Annotated in this window: 16 protein-coding genes; 6 read left to right on the forward strand and 10 right to left on the reverse strand. The window is 64.7% G+C overall.

The window, feature by feature from the left end; all coding sequences use genetic code 11:
• Window positions 1-4: 4 nt before the first annotated feature.
• The 6 genes from J2W40_RS04915 to J2W40_RS04940 form a co-directional block, all read right to left on the reverse strand.
• Window positions 5-1,108, reverse strand: coding sequence for a Gfo/Idh/MocA family protein (locus tag J2W40_RS04915; RefSeq protein ID WP_310222279.1), 1,104 nt, complete (start codon window positions 1,106-1,108; stop codon window positions 5-7).
• Window positions 1,108-1,338, reverse strand: coding sequence for a biotin/lipoyl-containing protein (locus tag J2W40_RS04920; RefSeq protein ID WP_037473685.1), 231 nt, complete (start codon window positions 1,336-1,338; stop codon window positions 1,108-1,110). The genes J2W40_RS04915 and J2W40_RS04920 overlap by 1 nt, the downstream gene beginning before the upstream one ends.
• 111 nt (window positions 1,339-1,449) lie before the next feature.
• A complete protein-coding gene (locus tag J2W40_RS04925) occupies window positions 1,450-2,103 on the reverse strand; it encodes a carboxymuconolactone decarboxylase family protein (protein WP_310222280.1) in 654 nt (217 codons plus the stop codon).
• Window positions 2,100-2,888, reverse strand: coding sequence for an acid phosphatase (locus tag J2W40_RS04930; RefSeq protein ID WP_310222281.1), 789 nt, complete (start codon window positions 2,886-2,888; stop codon window positions 2,100-2,102). Before J2W40_RS04930 ends, J2W40_RS04925 begins: the two co-directional genes overlap by 4 nt.
• A 3-nt stretch (window positions 2,889-2,891) precedes the next feature.
• Window positions 2,892-3,194, reverse strand: a complete 303-nt coding sequence (locus J2W40_RS04935) for a DUF1330 domain-containing protein (protein WP_310222282.1) — start codon at window positions 3,192-3,194, stop codon at window positions 2,892-2,894.
• A 15-nt stretch (window positions 3,195-3,209) separates the two neighbouring features.
• Window positions 3,210-4,544 carry an MFS transporter gene (locus J2W40_RS04940; protein ID WP_310222283.1) on the reverse strand — a complete coding sequence of 445 codons (1,335 nt, stop codon included), beginning with the start codon at window positions 4,542-4,544 and terminating at the stop codon, window positions 3,210-3,212.
• Between the two features lie 286 nt (window positions 4,545-4,830).
• Here J2W40_RS04940 and J2W40_RS04945 point away from each other — a divergent pair, with 286 nt between their 5' ends.
• Entirely contained in the window at window positions 4,831-6,048 is a 1,218-nt protein-coding gene (locus J2W40_RS04945; protein ID WP_310222284.1) for an MFS transporter, read from the forward strand.
• Entirely contained in the window at window positions 6,045-6,908 is an 864-nt protein-coding gene (locus J2W40_RS04950; protein ID WP_310222285.1) for an SDR family NAD(P)-dependent oxidoreductase, read from the forward strand. Before J2W40_RS04945 ends, J2W40_RS04950 begins: the two co-directional genes overlap by 4 nt.
• On the opposite strand, the gene J2W40_RS04955 is transcribed toward J2W40_RS04950, so the two are convergent.
• Together J2W40_RS04955 and J2W40_RS04960 are read right to left on the reverse strand one after the other, a co-directional pair.
• The gene (locus J2W40_RS04955; protein ID WP_310222286.1) at window positions 6,902-7,942 is read right to left on the reverse strand and encodes an NAD(P)H-dependent amine dehydrogenase family protein; all 1,041 of its coding nucleotides are present in this window, start codon (window positions 7,940-7,942) and stop codon (window positions 6,902-6,904) included. The genes J2W40_RS04950 and J2W40_RS04955 overlap by 7 nt on opposite strands.
• Before the next feature lie 17 nt (window positions 7,943-7,959).
• Window positions 7,960-9,606, reverse strand: a complete 1,647-nt coding sequence (locus J2W40_RS04960) for an MFS transporter (protein ID WP_310222287.1) — start codon at window positions 9,604-9,606, stop codon at window positions 7,960-7,962.
• A 155-nt stretch (window positions 9,607-9,761) separates the two neighbouring features.
• Here J2W40_RS04960 and J2W40_RS04965 point away from each other — a divergent pair, with 155 nt between their 5' ends.
• Together J2W40_RS04965 and J2W40_RS04970 are read left to right on the forward strand one after the other, a co-directional pair.
• A complete protein-coding gene (locus tag J2W40_RS04965) occupies window positions 9,762-11,018 on the forward strand; it encodes an acetyl-CoA C-acetyltransferase (protein ID WP_310222288.1) in 1,257 nt (418 codons plus the stop codon).
• A gap of 82 nt (window positions 11,019-11,100) precedes the next feature.
• Window positions 11,101-11,565 carry a MarR family winged helix-turn-helix transcriptional regulator gene (locus J2W40_RS04970; RefSeq protein ID WP_037478857.1) on the forward strand — a complete coding sequence of 155 codons (465 nt, stop codon included), beginning with the start codon at window positions 11,101-11,103 and terminating at the stop codon, window positions 11,563-11,565.
• 76 nt (window positions 11,566-11,641) lie between these two features.
• Here J2W40_RS04970 and J2W40_RS04975 read toward each other — a convergent pair whose 3' ends face one another.
• Complete coding sequence (locus J2W40_RS04975; protein WP_310222289.1) at window positions 11,642-11,950, reverse strand: hypothetical protein; 309 nt, start codon at window positions 11,948-11,950, stop codon at window positions 11,642-11,644.
• A 176-nt stretch (window positions 11,951-12,126) separates the two neighbouring features.
• A complete protein-coding gene (locus J2W40_RS04980) occupies window positions 12,127-12,918 on the reverse strand; it encodes an SDR family oxidoreductase (protein ID WP_310222290.1) in 792 nt (263 codons plus the stop codon).
• Between the two features lie 238 nt (window positions 12,919-13,156).
• On the opposite strand from J2W40_RS04980, the gene J2W40_RS04985 reads away from it, so the two are divergent.
• Both J2W40_RS04985 and J2W40_RS04990 read left to right on the forward strand, forming a co-directional pair.
• Complete coding sequence (locus tag J2W40_RS04985; RefSeq protein WP_310222291.1) at window positions 13,157-14,386, forward strand: CaiB/BaiF CoA transferase family protein; 1,230 nt, start codon at window positions 13,157-13,159, stop codon at window positions 14,384-14,386.
• A 26-nt stretch (window positions 14,387-14,412) separates the two neighbouring features.
• Window positions 14,413-14,703: a hypothetical protein gene (locus J2W40_RS04990; protein WP_310222292.1), complete on the forward strand. Its 291-nt coding sequence runs from the start codon at window positions 14,413-14,415 to the stop codon at window positions 14,701-14,703.
• Window positions 14,704-14,706 lie beyond the last annotated feature (3 nt).

Raw genomic sequence — 14,706 nt, forward strand, 5'->3', positions numbered from 1 at the left:
GAGGTTAAGCGACGTCCGCCAGTCGTATCCAGCATCGCTGCTCACTCGACAGGCGGATCGCTTCCTGCAGGCGCTCTACTTCCAGCGCTTCGGCAAAGTCGGGTGCGGCAGTCCCCCGCCCTGCAATCGTCTCGACCATCGCGTGCATCGACAGCGCCATCGGGAAGCTGGGCTGGGGTTCGCTTTGCCAGTCGAGCGTTATTCCAGCGGCCGCCTTGAAGGCATCGGGAATCGCGATTTCCGCCATCGTGCCGCCCAATTGTCCGGCACGCAGCGTGCAGTCGCGCGCAGTCGGAAAGGTCGGCGACGACACGGCGATGCGGCCCTTGTCGCCGAAGACGTCGATCAGCCAGCCATCGTGCAGCGCCATGGACCAACTGATCTGCATCTGCATGGTGAGGCCGCTTTCGAAGCGTAGGATGACATTGGCGAAATCAGTGGTGTCAGGCGTGATCGTGTCGCCATCGGCGAAGCGCCATTCGCGCAGGATCTGGCTGTCGTCGGCGACCAGTTCGGCGACCGGCCCGAACAGGTGGCGCAGCATGTAGAGCGCATGGCTGCCATTGTTGCGGACGGCCGACACCCCCTGCCCGCCTTGCGCGAACCAATTATAGGGGAATTGCTTGATCGGACTGTTGAACAGCGAGATGTTGAAATGGCAGGTGCCGCCGAGCGGCGTGCCGACATAGCTATCATCGAGCATCGCCTTCATCTGGCGGTGAGCGGGCAGCCATTGGGAGAAAGCATCGACCACGCCGGTGCTGCCGCCCGCGCGCCACCCCGCGTCGATCGCTTTGGCGCCTGCCCAGTCGGGGGCATGGGGGCTGGCATTATAGACATGTTTGCCATGGGCCAGCGCCGCCAGCACCATCGGCAGGCGGACGGAGGGCCGGGTGCCGAGATCAACGATATCGATGTCCGGGTCGGCGCACATGTCCTGCGCGTTCCAGAAGGCGCGCGGCAGGCCCAGCCGATCGGCAGCAGCGCGTGCCGTTTCCTCGCGCGAGGTGCAGATGGCGGTCACCTCCACGCCGGGAATGGCGCGCCAGGCGGGAAGATGGGCGAAGGCGCCCCAAGCGGCGCTGACGATGCCGACGCGCAGGGTCATTATTCGATCGTGCCCAGGATGGTGCCGACTTCATAGGTTTCGCCAGGCTGGGCGACGATGCGCAATGTGCCGCTGGCGGGCGATTCGACTTCATTGGCCGACTTGTCGGCTTCGAGCAGATAGAGCGGCTGGCCTTCGGTCACTTGCGCGCCGTCTTCGGCGAGCCATTCGGCGATCTGGGCCTCGGTCATCGAAAAGCCGATCTTGGGCAGCAATATGTCGGTCGCCATGGGTCTTGTCCTTCGTGAAGATCTGGCGCTCGTCATGCCCGCTGGGGCAGGCGCGCGGCAATGCGCAACAGGGCGTGCCGCCCCGATATCGTTGCCGCGATAGCGCCTGCATCAATAGCCGCGGCTGTCGGTCCAATCCTCGGTCTCGCCGGGCTTGTAGGTCTTGCCAGGTATCTTGCCCGATGCGGTTTTGAGGTCGAAGCCGATCGGGTCGGCACCCCCTTCGATCCCAACGCCAAAGGCGGACAAGGCCCAACTGGTCATGACGTAATGGCCGATCGAAAAGACCAGATCCATCTGCTGCTTCTTGTCGAAATGACAGCCCAGCACGGCCCATGTCGCATCGCTGATCGTGCCGTTGGCGATCAGTTCATCGACCGATCGCAGGACAGCATCATCGGCTTCTTCCCAATTGCCGCCGGCGGGATAATCGCGGATCGCGGCGATATCGTCCAGCGTCAGTCCAGCGTTGAGGCCATAGCCCACATGATTATGCCATTCATAAGCGGACTTCACCTTCCAGGCGACGCGCAGGATGAGCAATTCCAGATGCCGGGTCGAGAGCGTGTTCGACATCAAGAGATGCTTGCCCCAGATATTATAGACTTTGCCCAGATCAGGGTGGTTGGCCATAACCATCAGGACATTGGTCTTGGAGCCTTCTTCCCACGCATTGGGTTCACCCCAATAGGCAAACACTTCGCGGGCGTCGTCCGTCCATTCCGCGCGGGGCAGTGGCAGGATGCGGGGCTTGATGTCGGTCATGGCGGGGTACCTCCTTGGGTCAGGGCAGCAGTTTCCGCGTCGCAGCGAGCGGGCGGAGCCTTGGCACGCCCCAGTTCGGCGCGCGCGGCCTTCATATCTTTCTGGAAGGCGGGTTCGGCATTGAGCCGAGCGAGCGTTGCCGAAGCGGCGAGCCGTCCCTCTTCCGTATCGCTCAACCAATGGGCATTGCAGATGCGCCGACTATCGCCAAAGGCCCGGCCCCGCGCGGCGAGAGTCGAAGCCAGGTCAGGGCGTAACTGGGAGAGGATCAGTCCCCAGCCATAGCCGATTGCACTATGGCCGGACGGGTAAGAGCCGTCCTTGCGTAGCACTGTTTCCATGTCAGGAGTGCAGGTCGGCTTACCATTGACCATGAAGGCGCGCGGGCGCGTATAGCCCTGCTTGATCTTGCTGGTCGAGCGCCCGAAATCGGCAATGGTCCGGCGCAGCAGCTTGTCCAGCCGGGGCGTCGTAGCTGGGCCGATCGCAACGCCAACCGTGCAGGAAAAGGCTGCCGTCGCGGTTGGACCGAAAAGCTCTGCATCAGCCGTCGCCAGCGCCCAGCGCGGGCTGTCCCGCAGCATAAGGGCGGCCTTCGCGCCTTCATCATCGCGGGCCTGCGCCGCCGAGCCGGGGGCCGGTGGCGGCGGCGAAAAATCAGCGGCAAGCGCCGCATCTTTGAGATAGCCGCTACCCAGCCGGGATGGCGGTGCTTCCGGTGGCGTGGCGGCGGCGCACGGCAGCGCGACAAGGCACAGACCGGCGATGGTTGTGGCGAATTTCATGGCTTATAGTCCCTCGACCAGCAGGGCACGATAGGTTGCGCCTTTCTGCCGTAACGCCTTGGCCTCCTGATATTCCGGGCTGTCGTACCAGGCGCGGGCCTGGGCGGCGTCGGGGAATTGCAGGATGATGACGCCATCGGGTGCTTCGCCCTCCAGCGTGTCGAGCGCACCATAGACAGCGAGCGGCTTTAGGCCATAGTCGGCGACGAAGCGACCCGCCTGGGCACGGTTCATGGCGCTATAGGCGTGCATCGCCGCCTGATCGCGGATCGGCCCTTCGCGGGTGAAGATCATATAAGCGGGCATTGTGCGTCTCCTGTTTCAATGCGGCGCGTGGATGATGGCCGCCCCGTTCCAGCCGCCCGCGGCCGCGAAATCGGTGCGGCAGGAGCGGCTGGCGATCCAGGCGAGGAAGGTGCTGGGGATGCCGACCAGCAGCGCCCAGCGCATCGCCATGCCGAGCGAATCTTCGCCATAAATGGGCCGCAACATGTCGCTGAGCCAGCCGACCAGCACGGGACCACCGCCAAGGCCGATGGCCTGGATCGACACCATCAGCACCGCGATCGCCGTCGCGCGCGAGCGGGAAGGGACGAGGCCCGCGACCACGGCCATCAACGGCGCGGCGGACAGGCCGCCGATCAGCATGTTGAGGCCATAGAGCGGGAATACGCGGTCGGCCGAGCCGGTCAGGATCATCCAGCCGATGCCGGTGGCGAGCGCGCCGCTGATCATGAGCATCCAGACATACCAGCGCATGTCGCGACGCCCAAGAAAGTCCGCCAGGGGACCGCCGACCGTATGGCCGATCGCCGAACCGAAGAAGAGCGCGCCGCCCATCTGCAAACCCGCTTCATTGGCGGGCATGCCGTGCGTGCGCTCCATGAAGGCCGGTGCCCAGCTGATGAAGCCCATGGTCAGCAGCGCATTGAGCGAGGCTGCCAGGATGAGCGGCGGCAATGTCCGGATCGCCATCAGTTCGCGCGCCGTCTTGAGGAAGGAAGGCGTCGCGCCCGTTTCGACCGGCGCACCATCGGCAAGGCCAGCACGGGTGTCGCGCAGGGTGAACCAGACGATGGGCGCGAGGATGAAGCCGGGAATGCTGGCGAAGATCAGCGTGTTGCGCCAGCCATATTCCTGCACCGCCCAGCCGCCGACGGCCGGGCCGAGAAAGGTGCCAAGCGAGGCGCCGAGCAGGAAGATGGAAAGCGCGGTCGCACGCTGACGGATGGGGAAGAGGTCGGCGATCCAGGCCTGGGATGGCGGGGTGAAGCCGCCTTCGCCAAGGCCGATCCCGGCGCGGCCGATCAGCAGCACCCAGAAGCTTTTGGCGAGGCCGCACAGGATGATCGCCGCGCTCCAGACCGTAGCGGCAATCGCGACGATCTTGCGCTTGGACCAGCGATCGGCGAGGCGCGCCAGCGGGATGATCGCCAGGATGTAGACGATGGCGATGATCATATCCTTGACCATGCCGATCGCAGCGTCCGAAAGGCCGAGTTCGCGGCGGATCGGCTCGACCATGACGACCATCAGATAGCGTTCGCCCTGCACCGAGGCCGACACCAGCACCATGATGAAGAGGAACCAGGACCGATAGGCCATGCTCGGCAAGGCCTCCGTCGGCGCTGGCGGGCGCAGTTCGATGTCGGCCATGGGGTCTGCTCGCCTCTCTCATTGCTTTGGCGCCGTTCGTTGCGGGCGGCGCCTTGCGCCGCGCAATGGCGGTCGGACATGCGGGATGTGCGGCACGTTCGCCGGTGCGGGCAATGGCGGGGCGCGAAGGATCGCTTGCGCGATGACGACGGGCTGGATGGTGCCGTTCTGCGCCCCCTTCACGCGATAGCGCCGGGGCGATTTGCGCCGTGTCAGCGGACATGGCAGCCAGGCACCGCCGCCTCCGCTTCCAAAGCGGCAGGCCATAAGAGTGCAGGAGGCGAGGATGGGATCGGCCTATTGGGGTGAGTTTCGGACGCATTGGCGACCGTTGCTTGCCGCGACCATGGGACTGGGCTTTGGCATCGGCCTGTCGGCCTATACGATGAGCCTGTTCGCGCCCAAGCTGATCGCCGAGTTCGGTTGGCCAAGATCGCAATTCGCGTTGCTGGGCAGCATGGGGCTGTTAATGCTGATCGCGCAGCCCATTACTGGACGACTGACCGATCGCTTCGGGGTGCGGGTGGTGTCGATGGTGGGCGTGCTGGCCGGGCCAAGCGCCTATATCGCCTTTGCGATGCAGCCGGGCAGCATCCGCGCTTTCTTCGCCATTGCGGTGTTGCAGATCGTCGTCGGCACGCTGACCACCTCGCCAGTCTATACCCGCATCGTGGCCGAGCGGTTCGAACGGGCGCGGGGGTTGGCTTTCTCCATCGTCATGACCGGGCCACCGCTGGTGGGGGCTGTCCTCGCGCCGTTGCTGGGCCGGTTCATCGAAAGCGAGGGATGGCGCAACGGCTATCTGCTGATGGGCGGGATCACCATGGCGTTCGGCCTGATCGCCGTGGCCATGACGCCGCCGCATATCGGCACCCGCCCGGACGAGGATGTGCCGGTCGAACCCAAGGCGGGCTATGGCGTGATCGTGCGCAACCCGGCCTTCTGGGTGCTGATCATCGGCATGGTTTTGGTGAATTTTCCGCAAGGATTGGTGTCGGCGCAGATGAAGCTGATGCTGATGGACAGCGGGGCGCAGTCGCAGACCGCGACCTGGTTGATTTCCATCTATGCCGTGGGCGTCATGGTTGGCCGCTTTGCCTGTGGCCTTTCGCTCGACCGGATGCAGCCGCATCATGTCGCCGCGCTCACCCTGTCGATGCCGGCGATCGGCATGATGCTGATGGCATCGCCCTTCGATGCGACCATCGTGCTGGCGCTGTCGGTGGCGATGATGGGGCTTGCGCAGGGGGCGGAGGGCGACATTGCCGCTTATCTGGTGTCGCGGCGCTTTGGCCTCAATGTTTTCAGCCTGGTGATGGGGCTGGTTGGCGCGTCAATTGCGGGGGGTGCGGCGCTGGGGGCGGTGACGCTCAGCTATACGCTGGGGCTGTGGGGCAGCTATGCACCGTTTCTGGTTATCGGTGCCTGCGTCACATTGGTCGGGGCGCTGCTGTTCCTGACGCTAGGCCATGGTGCCCGCAAGATGGAGATCGCGCGCGCATGACGGATCGGCAGAAGATAGCGGTCGTGACCGGCGCGAGTGCGGGCATTGGCAGGGCGGCGGCGAGTGCGTTGCTGCAACAGGGGTGGCGGGTGATCGGCGTCGGGCGCGACGCGGGGCGATGCGCAGAGGCGGCGGCGGCCTTATCCGCCCTGCCCGGCGCGGATTTCACCATGATCCGGGCGAACATGGCGCTGCTGGGCGAGACGGCGCGAGCGGCGGCGGAGATTGCCGCGCTGGCCCCGGCGATCGACGTGCTGCTCAACAATGCGGGCGGGGTGATGGCGGAACGGGTTATCACCGAGGAGGGACATGAGGCGACCTTTGCGTCCAATCATCTCGCGCCCTTTTTGCTGACGCGGACATTGCTGCCCCATCTGATGGCGGCCGCCGCGCAGTCGGAACCTGGCAGCGTGCGCGTGGTAGCGGTATCGTCCACGGGCCATGAACATTGCGACGGCATACGCTGGGACGATCTGAACTTTGCCGAGGGTTTCGTCGGGGGTGCAGCCTATTGCCATGCCAAGCTCGCCAATATCCTGTTCATCCGCGAACTGGCGCGGCGGCTGGCGGGCAGCGGGATCGTGGCGCATGCGATGCATCCGGGCGTTGTGGCGAGCAATTTCGCCAGTCACTGCGACGCGCCGATGCGTGCCTATATGGAGTCGATCGCAGAGCAGGCGCTGACGCCGGAGCAAGCCGCCGATACGCTGGTGTGGCTGGCGAGCGCGCCGGCACCGGGGCGGTCGAGCGGCGGCTATTTCCATAAGCGCGAGGCCGTGCCCTGTTCGGCAGCGGCGCAGGATGATGCGGCCGCCGCCCGGCTGTGGCGGGAGAGTGAGGCGCTGGTCGCCGGCTACTGAAAGCGGGAGATGACCTGCGGCAGATCGGCGGTGGTGCGGATGCCGGGCGGTGCTTGGCAAAGGGCAGCGACGGCATTGACTGCACGATGGGCGGTGAGGCCGGGGGTGAAGGCGGCATAATCCTCCGGCGCGACCGGGAAGCTGATCGCGACATCGAGTGGGGTGTCGCCTTCTACGCGAATGCGCCAGCCCGACGGGCGCAGTTCCCAGTCGGTGCGGTCAACTTCCCCGCTGCAATACCAGTTGGCGCGGAAGCGTAGCACCGGCTTGCCATGGCGCAGGCCCGATATGGTGATGCGCTGGGCAGCGACCGTGCCCGCAGCGATGGTTCCGGCGGCGATGGTGATGGCCTGGGTCGCCACGCCCATTTCGCCCGCAGCATCCCATTGGTCGATGGCGATTCCGGCAGCGTCGGCCAGTTGGGCGAGCGACCCGGCGAAATCACCCTTCACATGCTCGATCTGGCGCGGGTCGAAAGCGCGCGGGGCGCGACCAAAGCCCATCACGCCGAACAAGAGGTCGGGCGAGGCGCGGCTCGACAGGTCAGCATATTCGTCAATCGTCAGGCGATCGAGCCGTCGCGAGAGCGAGAGGAGCGGAATGGGCAGCGCTTCGGTGATGAAACCGGGGCTGGAGCCGGTGCTGTAGATCGACGTGCCGCCCGCTTGGCAGGAGGCTTCGATCCGGTGGAATGTGGCGGGGTCCATGGAGGGCGGATGGTGGAAGTCGCCGCGCGTCGTCACGACATTCTTGCCGGATGCCAGCAGGCGGCATAATTCGTCGATGTCGGTGCCTTGCCGCATGTAGAGGACGCAGTCGGCGTCGATCGCGACCAGATCATCGACCGACCCGGTGGCGATGACGCCGCAGGGGTCCAGCCCGGCGATCACGCCTGCATCCTGGCCCCGCTTGGCATTGGAGCTGACCCACAGGCCGACAAGATCAAGCGCGGGATGTTCGATCAAAGTGCGCAGCGCGCGGGTGCCGACATTGCCGGTCGCCCATTGGATCACCCGATATCGTCTGTCGTTCATCGCCTCTCCTCCGGGCATCATGGCCCGATATAATTGATCATCCCCTGTTGTGGGTCGGGCGTGTCGGGGCGAAATCGCACCGATCCGAACGGCCGTTCCAGCCGCCGCCGCACGCGCAAAACGCCCGGACTGTTATGGAAGGAACTGGCGTGGAATTGGATATCCTTGTCCGCCTGGGTAAAGCGCTCGCGCATGTGCAGATAATCGCCCCAGGTCGGGCATTGATAGCGTTCGGTCCATCGGGCGGGATCGGCAATGTCGCGCGCTATCGACCAGTTGAACCCGCCATTGCGCAGTCGGGTGCGCTGGACCTGCAACATCGCGCCATAAAATTCGCGCGCACGGGCGGGATCGACATCATAATCGATCTCGATGATGATCGGGCCGGATCGGCGGGTGAGGGCCATGCCGACCTCCGGCTCATTATTGAGCAGGAAGGGTTCGACATCGGCTTCGCTCGTGTCAGGCAAAGGCAGGAACATGCCGATGAGCGGCAAGGCGGCGAGCGCGAGGCCCGACAGATAGAGCGCGCCTTCGACCGAAATCTGCCCCGCGACCCAGCCCCAAAAGGCTGCGCCGATCGCAATGCCGCCGGTTAGCGCCGAGGAGAAGAGCGAGAGCGCGCGCGCCGTGACCCAGCGCGGCGCGGCCAGTTGCACCGCGACGTTGAACAGCGCGATGGTCAGGATATTCGCCCCGCCCGCGATGAAAAGGGCAAAGCAGGTGAGCGGCACTGATCGGCTAAAGCCCACCAGCACTAACGCTGCGCCGCTGATGACGGCCAGCAGCGTGACGGTGCGATGGGTGCCGAACCTCTCGCGACAGGGACCGACGAGCAGCGCGCCGCCGACCGCACCCACACCGCTGGCGCCGAGCAACAGGCCGAACGTGCTGGCGTTGCCACCCAGCAATTGTTTCGCGATCAGGGGCGCGAGCGCGGCGGCCGATGCCCCCGCCAGTCCGAAGAAAAAGGCGCGCGCCAGGACGGTGCGGATCGGCGCGGCGTGCAGGGCGTAGCGCGCGCCCGACACGATCGCGCGGTGGATCTGTTCAGGCGGCAGGCGCGAGGAGACATGGCGGCGCTGCCACAAGAAGAAGGCGATGAACAAGGGCAGATAGCCGATCGCGTTGACGGCGAAGGCGGCATGGGCACCGGCCGCCAGCACGATGATGCCACCGATCGCCGGGCCGAAGCTGCGCGCGACATTATAGCTGATCGTGCCGAGCGCGATGGCGGCAGGCAAGTGATGCGGACCGACCTGCTCACTGATCGAGGATTGCCAGGCGGGCGAATAAAGCGCGACCCCTGCCCCGATCAGGAAGCAGAAGGTCAGCAGCATCCAGGGCGAACTATAGCCCGCCCAGGCCAGCACCGTAAGAATGCAGGCGCAGACCATCGAGAAAGCAAGGCCGGCCATGGCAATCCGCCGTCGGTCGAACATGTCGGCCAAAGCGCCCGCAGGCAGCGCGACCAGCATCAGGGGCAGCATCAGCGCGCTTTGCACCAGCGCGACCATGCCGGGAGACGGGGTGAGCCGCGTCATTTCCCAGGCCGCGCCGACGCCCAGGATCAACTGGCCGAAATTGGAGAGGAGGCTAGCGGTCCAGATGCGGCGGAAGACCGGTTCGCGCAGGGGCGCAAAGCTACCGCCATCCTTGGCCATTCCGAAGCTCTCCCTGTTGCTTGTCCTTTGGCCGACCACCCTGCGCGCGGCCCGGCCGCAGCGTCCATCCCGGCCCACGATCAATCGCCCATGCGATTGGGGATGCGCGTGCATCCATGCGATAGCGCGAGCAACAATATCGTAGGAGACGCGCCTTGGCAGAGGCCTTTATCATCGACGCGGTCCGCACGCCGCGCAGCATCGGCAAGTTGGGCAAGGGTGCCCTGTCGCATCTGCATCCCCAGCATGTCGCGGCCACGGTGCTGCGCGCGATCCGCGACCGCAATGGCATCGACACGGCCGATGTCGACGATGTGATCTGGGGCACCAGCGCGCAGATGGGATTGCAGGGCGGCGACATGGGGCGAATGGCAGCGTTGGACGCGGGCTATGATGTGCGCGCGTCGGGCGTGACGCTCGACCGCTTCTGCGGCAGCGGGTTGACCGCCACCAATTTGGCCGCCGCGCAGATCATGGCCGGGATGGAAGATCTGGTCGTGGCGGGCGGGACAGAGATGATGTCGCACGTCATGTCCTATGGCCAGTCATTGCGCGAAGCAGGGGTGCCGTCGGTCGGCGGCCTTGGCACCGGCAATCTGCGCCTGCAGGCCAAGCATCCCCAGTCGAACCAGGGCGTCGCCGCCGATGCCATTGCGGCAATGGAGGGCATTACGCGCGAACAGCTTGATGCCTTTGGCGCGGAGAGCCAGCGGCGGGCGGGGATCGCGATCAAGGAAGGGCGGTTTGCCCGATCGACCGTGCCGGTGGTGGATGATGATGGCGCGGTGATATTGGACCATGAGGAATATCCCCGGCCTGATACCACGGCGGAACAGCTGGCGCAGTTGAAGCCCGCCTTTGCGGCCTTTCTCGACATGCCCTCGCGCGCCGATGGCCCGACCTTCCGCCAGTTGATCAATCAGACATATCCTGACCTGGCGATCACGCCGCTGCACCATGCGGGCACATCGTCCGGCGTGGTCGATGGCGCGGCCGCCCTATTGCTGGCGTCGGCCGATTATGCGCAGCGCCATGGCCTGACACCGCGCGCGCGGGTCGTTGCGACCGCCAATATGGGGGATTGCCCGACATTGATGTTGAACGGCCCGGTCCCGGCCGCGCGCAAGGTGCTGGCGAAAGCGGGATTGCGGGTCGAGGATATCGACGTGTTTGAGGTCAACGAAGCCTTTGCGGTCGTGACCGAGAAGTTCATCCGCGATCTGGGAATCAACCGGGCAAAGCTCAATCCCAATGGCGGCGCGATTGCACTTGGCCATCCGATCGGCGCGACCGGCGCGGTGCTGATCGGCACGGCGCTGGACGAGCTGGAACGGACGGGTGGGCGCTATGGCCTGATCACCATGTGCGCGGCGGGTGGCATGGCCCCAGCGATCATCATCGAACGTGTCTGAGACACAGGATATGGTGCCGACCTGTGCATTGCAGGATGAGCTTTCTTTCGTTTCGCCACGGTGGCGCTATGGTGGCCAGGTGATGGCGAAACCGATCGATCAATTGCTGGCCGAAGACCCGACCGCGCTCAAGCGCAACGCATCGTTGAAGCTGACGGTGATTGCGCGGCAGTTGCGCGCGCATTTCGACCAGAGCGTGGTGCGGCTGGGCGTAACCCGGTCGCAATGGACGGTCATCGCTGTCGTCGCGCGGCATCCGGGTGCGACGCAACGGACGATCGCCAATATGCTGGAGATTGCCGAGGCGTCGGCCGGACGATTGATCGACCGGCTCTGCGCCGACGGGCTGTTGGAACGGCGGGCCAAGGATGACGACCGGCGCGCGCATGCCGTGTTCCTGACCGAGGCAGGCCAGACGATCACGACTCAATTGGCGGGCATTGCCCGCGCCAACGAGGATGTCGCCTTTGCGCGCTTCGATGTCGACGACCTCAACCGGCTCAACATGCTGCTGGACATGATTTCCGAGAATATCGCCAAACCCTGATCACGGGACAGGCGACAGACGCAAAAAGGCCCGCCTTCCGCGTTAGGAAGGCGGGCCTTTTTGATGGGTCATGCCTTTAGCGTGCGGTCAGCAGATCACGCTTGGACAGGTTAGTGACGAGCTTGCCATCGGCGGCAGCAAGGCTGGCGGCGGGGACGACGACCATCTTGCCATTGAGGATGATTTGCGCGGCACCATCGGGCGCGACGCGGTAGACGGCAGCGAGCCGGTCGCCCGACGCGGTGTAGAGCATCTTGCCCTTATAGTCGGCCGCGCTGACGGCGGTGGCGGACGACAGCTGCACGGCTTCGTCCGCGGCGGCGGCCTGCGGCAGGGCGGAAGCGGCAAGGGTGAAGGCAAGAGCGATCTGGGCAAAAGCAGTCATGGCGAACCTCTGGGTTAGAAAAGAGAGCGATTCATTTAATACTAAGCTTAGTTAGTAATTCGCCAAAAACATGTCAACCTAGCTTAGTATTATTTTTTGCAAGTGCGAACGAACAAGGGCGCGCCATTGCCCGACGCGCCCTTGTTCTTTGGTCATAATGCGCAGGAGAAGGCAGGTCAGCGCGGCGGGAAGCGGATCGCGCCGTCGATGCGGAAGGTTTGCGCATTGATATAGCTGTTGCGGGCCAATTCCATTGCGAGCGATGCGAACTCTTCCGGTAGCCCCAAGCGGCGGGGGAAGGGCACGGATTTTTCGAGATTGGCATACATGGGCGGGTTCATGTCCTTGAACCGCAGCATCGGCGGCGTCGCGAAGATGCCGGGCATGATCGCGTTGACGCGAATGCCCAAGTCCATCAGGTCGCGCGCCATGGGGAGGACCATGCCGTTCACGCCGGCCTTCAGCGAACCATAGGCGATCTGCCCCACCTGCCCGTCTTCGGCCGCCGCGCTGGATGTCAGGATGATGCTGCCGCGTTCATTGTCGGCCAATGGATCGAGCGCAGCCATGCCAAGCGCGGAGATGGAGGCCATGCGGTAGCTGGCGACCAGAATGCCTTGGGCGGACAGGGCATAGTCCTCGGTCGAGAGGCGCTTGAAGCCACCGGTTTCCTTGTCCTTCGACACGGTCTTGCCGCCCTTCGACACCATGGCGCAATGGACCAGCAGCCGTTCCTGCCCCTGAACGGCACGGGCCTGGTCGAAGCCTGCCAGTGCGCTGTCTTCCGAGAGGATGTCGACCTTGCAGAAGGTCGCGCCGACGTCTGCGGCGATCGCCTCGCCCTGATCCTGATTGATGTCGAAGATCGCAACCTTTGCGCCGGTGGCACGCAGCGCCTTCACCGTGGCAAGGCCAAGGCCTGACGCGCCGCCGGTGACGATGGCGGAGAGCGAGGAGTCGATCAGCATGGGAGTCCTTCCGGTGACGTTTCCGCTCCACCTTCGGCCCGTAGCCCCTACCGCTCAATCCCCCTGTTTTGCGCGGGTCCGTATATCGTGACGGCGTTGGTGGCCGCCAGGGCATCGTGCGAGCGATAGCCCGTACCCAACAGCCTGTCGGCTCTTGCGGCAATGGCCACAGCTTCTAGGCTTTGCGGCAAGATACAGCGCTGCATCGTGCGGCGCATGAGGGGATTGGGGTGAGTTTATGACCCAGGTGATGAAGGGTGTGCGCGTGCTGGAAGTCGCGCAATTCACCTATGTACCGGCGGCGGGCGCGATCCTGGCCGACTGGGGCGCGGATGTCATCAAGATCGAGCATCCGGTGCGCGGCGACACGCAGCGCGGATTCCTCAACATGGGCGGCGTGACGCTCGACCCGCTGCGCCATACGTTGTTCGAACATCCCAATCGCGGCAAGCGCAGCGTGGGGATCGACCTGTCGACGCCCGAAGGTCAGGAGGTTTTATATGAACTGGCCAAGACGGCCGATGTCTTCCTGACCAACTATCTGCCGCAGGTGCGCCAGAAAAACCGGTTCGACGTCGAGCATATCCGCGCGGTGAACCCCGATATCATCTATGCCCGTGGTAGCGCGCTGGGCGACAAGGGACCGGAGCGGCTGGTCGGCGGGTTTGACGGCACCTGCTTCTGGTCACGCAGCGGCGTCGCCTATGCGATGACGCCTGAAGCCCTGCCGGGTCCGTTGATGCAGGGCATTCCGGCCTTTGGCGATTCGATCGGCGGCATGTTCATTGCCGGGGGTATTTCGGGCGCGCTGCTGCATCGCGAGCGTACCGGCGAGGCGACGGAAGTCGACGTATCGCTGCTGAGCGCCGCCTGGTGGGCGTCGGGCGCGCTGATATCGCAGGTGATGGAGACCGACATCCAAACGCGCAATCCGATGCCCACGTCGGGGGGATCGCTGCGCAATCCGTTCATGGGCAATTTCCGCACATCCGATGGCGGCACGATCAACCTGTGCATGGTCAGCCCGACCGGCCTGATCCGCGACACGTTCGAGCATGTCGGCGTACCGGAAGCCGCGGACGATCCGCGCTTCAAGGATGTGTTGTCGCTGATCGAGAATGCGGGCGCGGCGAGCGACATATTGGTCAAGGCCTTTGCGCAGAAGCCCTTTGCCTATTGGCGCGCGCATCTAAAGACCATGAAAGGGCAATGGGCGCCGGTGCAGAGTTTCAGCGATTTGCTGACCGACGAACAGGCGCTGGCCAACGACATGATCATCGAGGTCGAGGGTGGCGATGGTAGCGGCAAGCCGTTGCGGTTGGTGCGCGGGCCGGTGCAGTTCGATGGTAAGCCGCTGGAAACCACCCGTGCGCCGCAGGCGTCGGAACATACCGAAACGGTGCTGATGGAAATGGGCATCGAGTGGGACAAGATCGAACAGTGGAAAGCCAGCGGCGCGATCGCGTGAGGCTTGGAACAAAGGCGACCAGTGCAATGAAACCGGGAACGAAATTGAAGAGCGCGGCCTGCGACACCGAAGTCATGGTGATCCGTTGCGGCGACGGGAGCATCGAATGCGGCGGCGCGGCGATGGGCGAGGCGAAGCCGGAAGCGGTCGGCACGCCGTCGGCCGACTTCGCCGCTGGCACGTTGATGGGCAAACGCTATGTCGATGCGGCAGGGACGTTCGAATTGCTGTGCGTCAAGCCCGGCAAGGGATCGCTTTCGGTCGATGGCGTGGCCTTGCAGGTCAAGGACGCCAAGCCCCTACCCGCGTCCGACTGAACG

The sequence above is a fragment of the Sphingobium xenophagum genome (assembly GCF_031457465.1).
Lineage (GTDB): Bacteria > Pseudomonadota > Alphaproteobacteria > Sphingomonadales > Sphingomonadaceae > Sphingobium > Sphingobium xenophagum_A.

Bases quoted from the DNA above. Each gene is read 5' to 3' on its own strand.
- J2W40_RS04915 (WP_310222279.1), bottom strand. From the start codon at position 1,108: ATGACCCTGCGCGTCGGCATCGTCAGCGCCGCTTGGGGCGCCTTCGCC.
- J2W40_RS04960 (WP_310222287.1), bottom strand. From the start codon at position 9,606: ATGGCCAAGGATGGCGGTAGCTTTGCGCCCCTGCGCGAACCGGTCTTC.
- J2W40_RS04920 (WP_037473685.1), bottom strand. From the start codon at position 1,338: ATGGCGACCGACATATTGCTGCCCAAGATCGGCTTTTCGATGACCGAG.
- J2W40_RS04925 (WP_310222280.1), bottom strand. From the start codon at position 2,103: ATGACCGACATCAAGCCCCGCATCCTGCCACTGCCCCGCGCGGAATGG.
- J2W40_RS04975 (WP_310222289.1), bottom strand. From the start codon at position 11,950: ATGACTGCTTTTGCCCAGATCGCTCTTGCCTTCACCCTTGCCGCTTCC.
- J2W40_RS04955 (WP_310222286.1), bottom strand. From the start codon at position 7,942: ATGAACGACAGACGATATCGGGTGATCCAATGGGCGACCGGCAATGTC.
- J2W40_RS04940 (WP_310222283.1), bottom strand. From the start codon at position 4,544: ATGGCCGACATCGAACTGCGCCCGCCAGCGCCGACGGAGGCCTTGCCG.
- J2W40_RS04980 (WP_310222290.1), bottom strand. From the start codon at position 12,918: ATGCTGATCGACTCCTCGCTCTCCGCCATCGTCACCGGCGGCGCGTCA.
- J2W40_RS04985 (WP_310222291.1), top strand. From the start codon at position 13,157: ATGACCCAGGTGATGAAGGGTGTGCGCGTGCTGGAAGTCGCGCAATTC.
- J2W40_RS04945 (WP_310222284.1), top strand. From the start codon at position 4,831: ATGGGATCGGCCTATTGGGGTGAGTTTCGGACGCATTGGCGACCGTTG.
- J2W40_RS04990 (WP_310222292.1), top strand. From the start codon at position 14,413: ATGAAACCGGGAACGAAATTGAAGAGCGCGGCCTGCGACACCGAAGTC.
- J2W40_RS04930 (WP_310222281.1), bottom strand. From the start codon at position 2,888: ATGAAATTCGCCACAACCATCGCCGGTCTGTGCCTTGTCGCGCTGCCG.
- J2W40_RS04950 (WP_310222285.1), top strand. From the start codon at position 6,045: ATGACGGATCGGCAGAAGATAGCGGTCGTGACCGGCGCGAGTGCGGGC.
- J2W40_RS04935 (WP_310222282.1), bottom strand. From the start codon at position 3,194: ATGCCCGCTTATATGATCTTCACCCGCGAAGGGCCGATCCGCGATCAG.
- J2W40_RS04970 (WP_037478857.1), top strand. From the start codon at position 11,101: ATGGCGAAACCGATCGATCAATTGCTGGCCGAAGACCCGACCGCGCTC.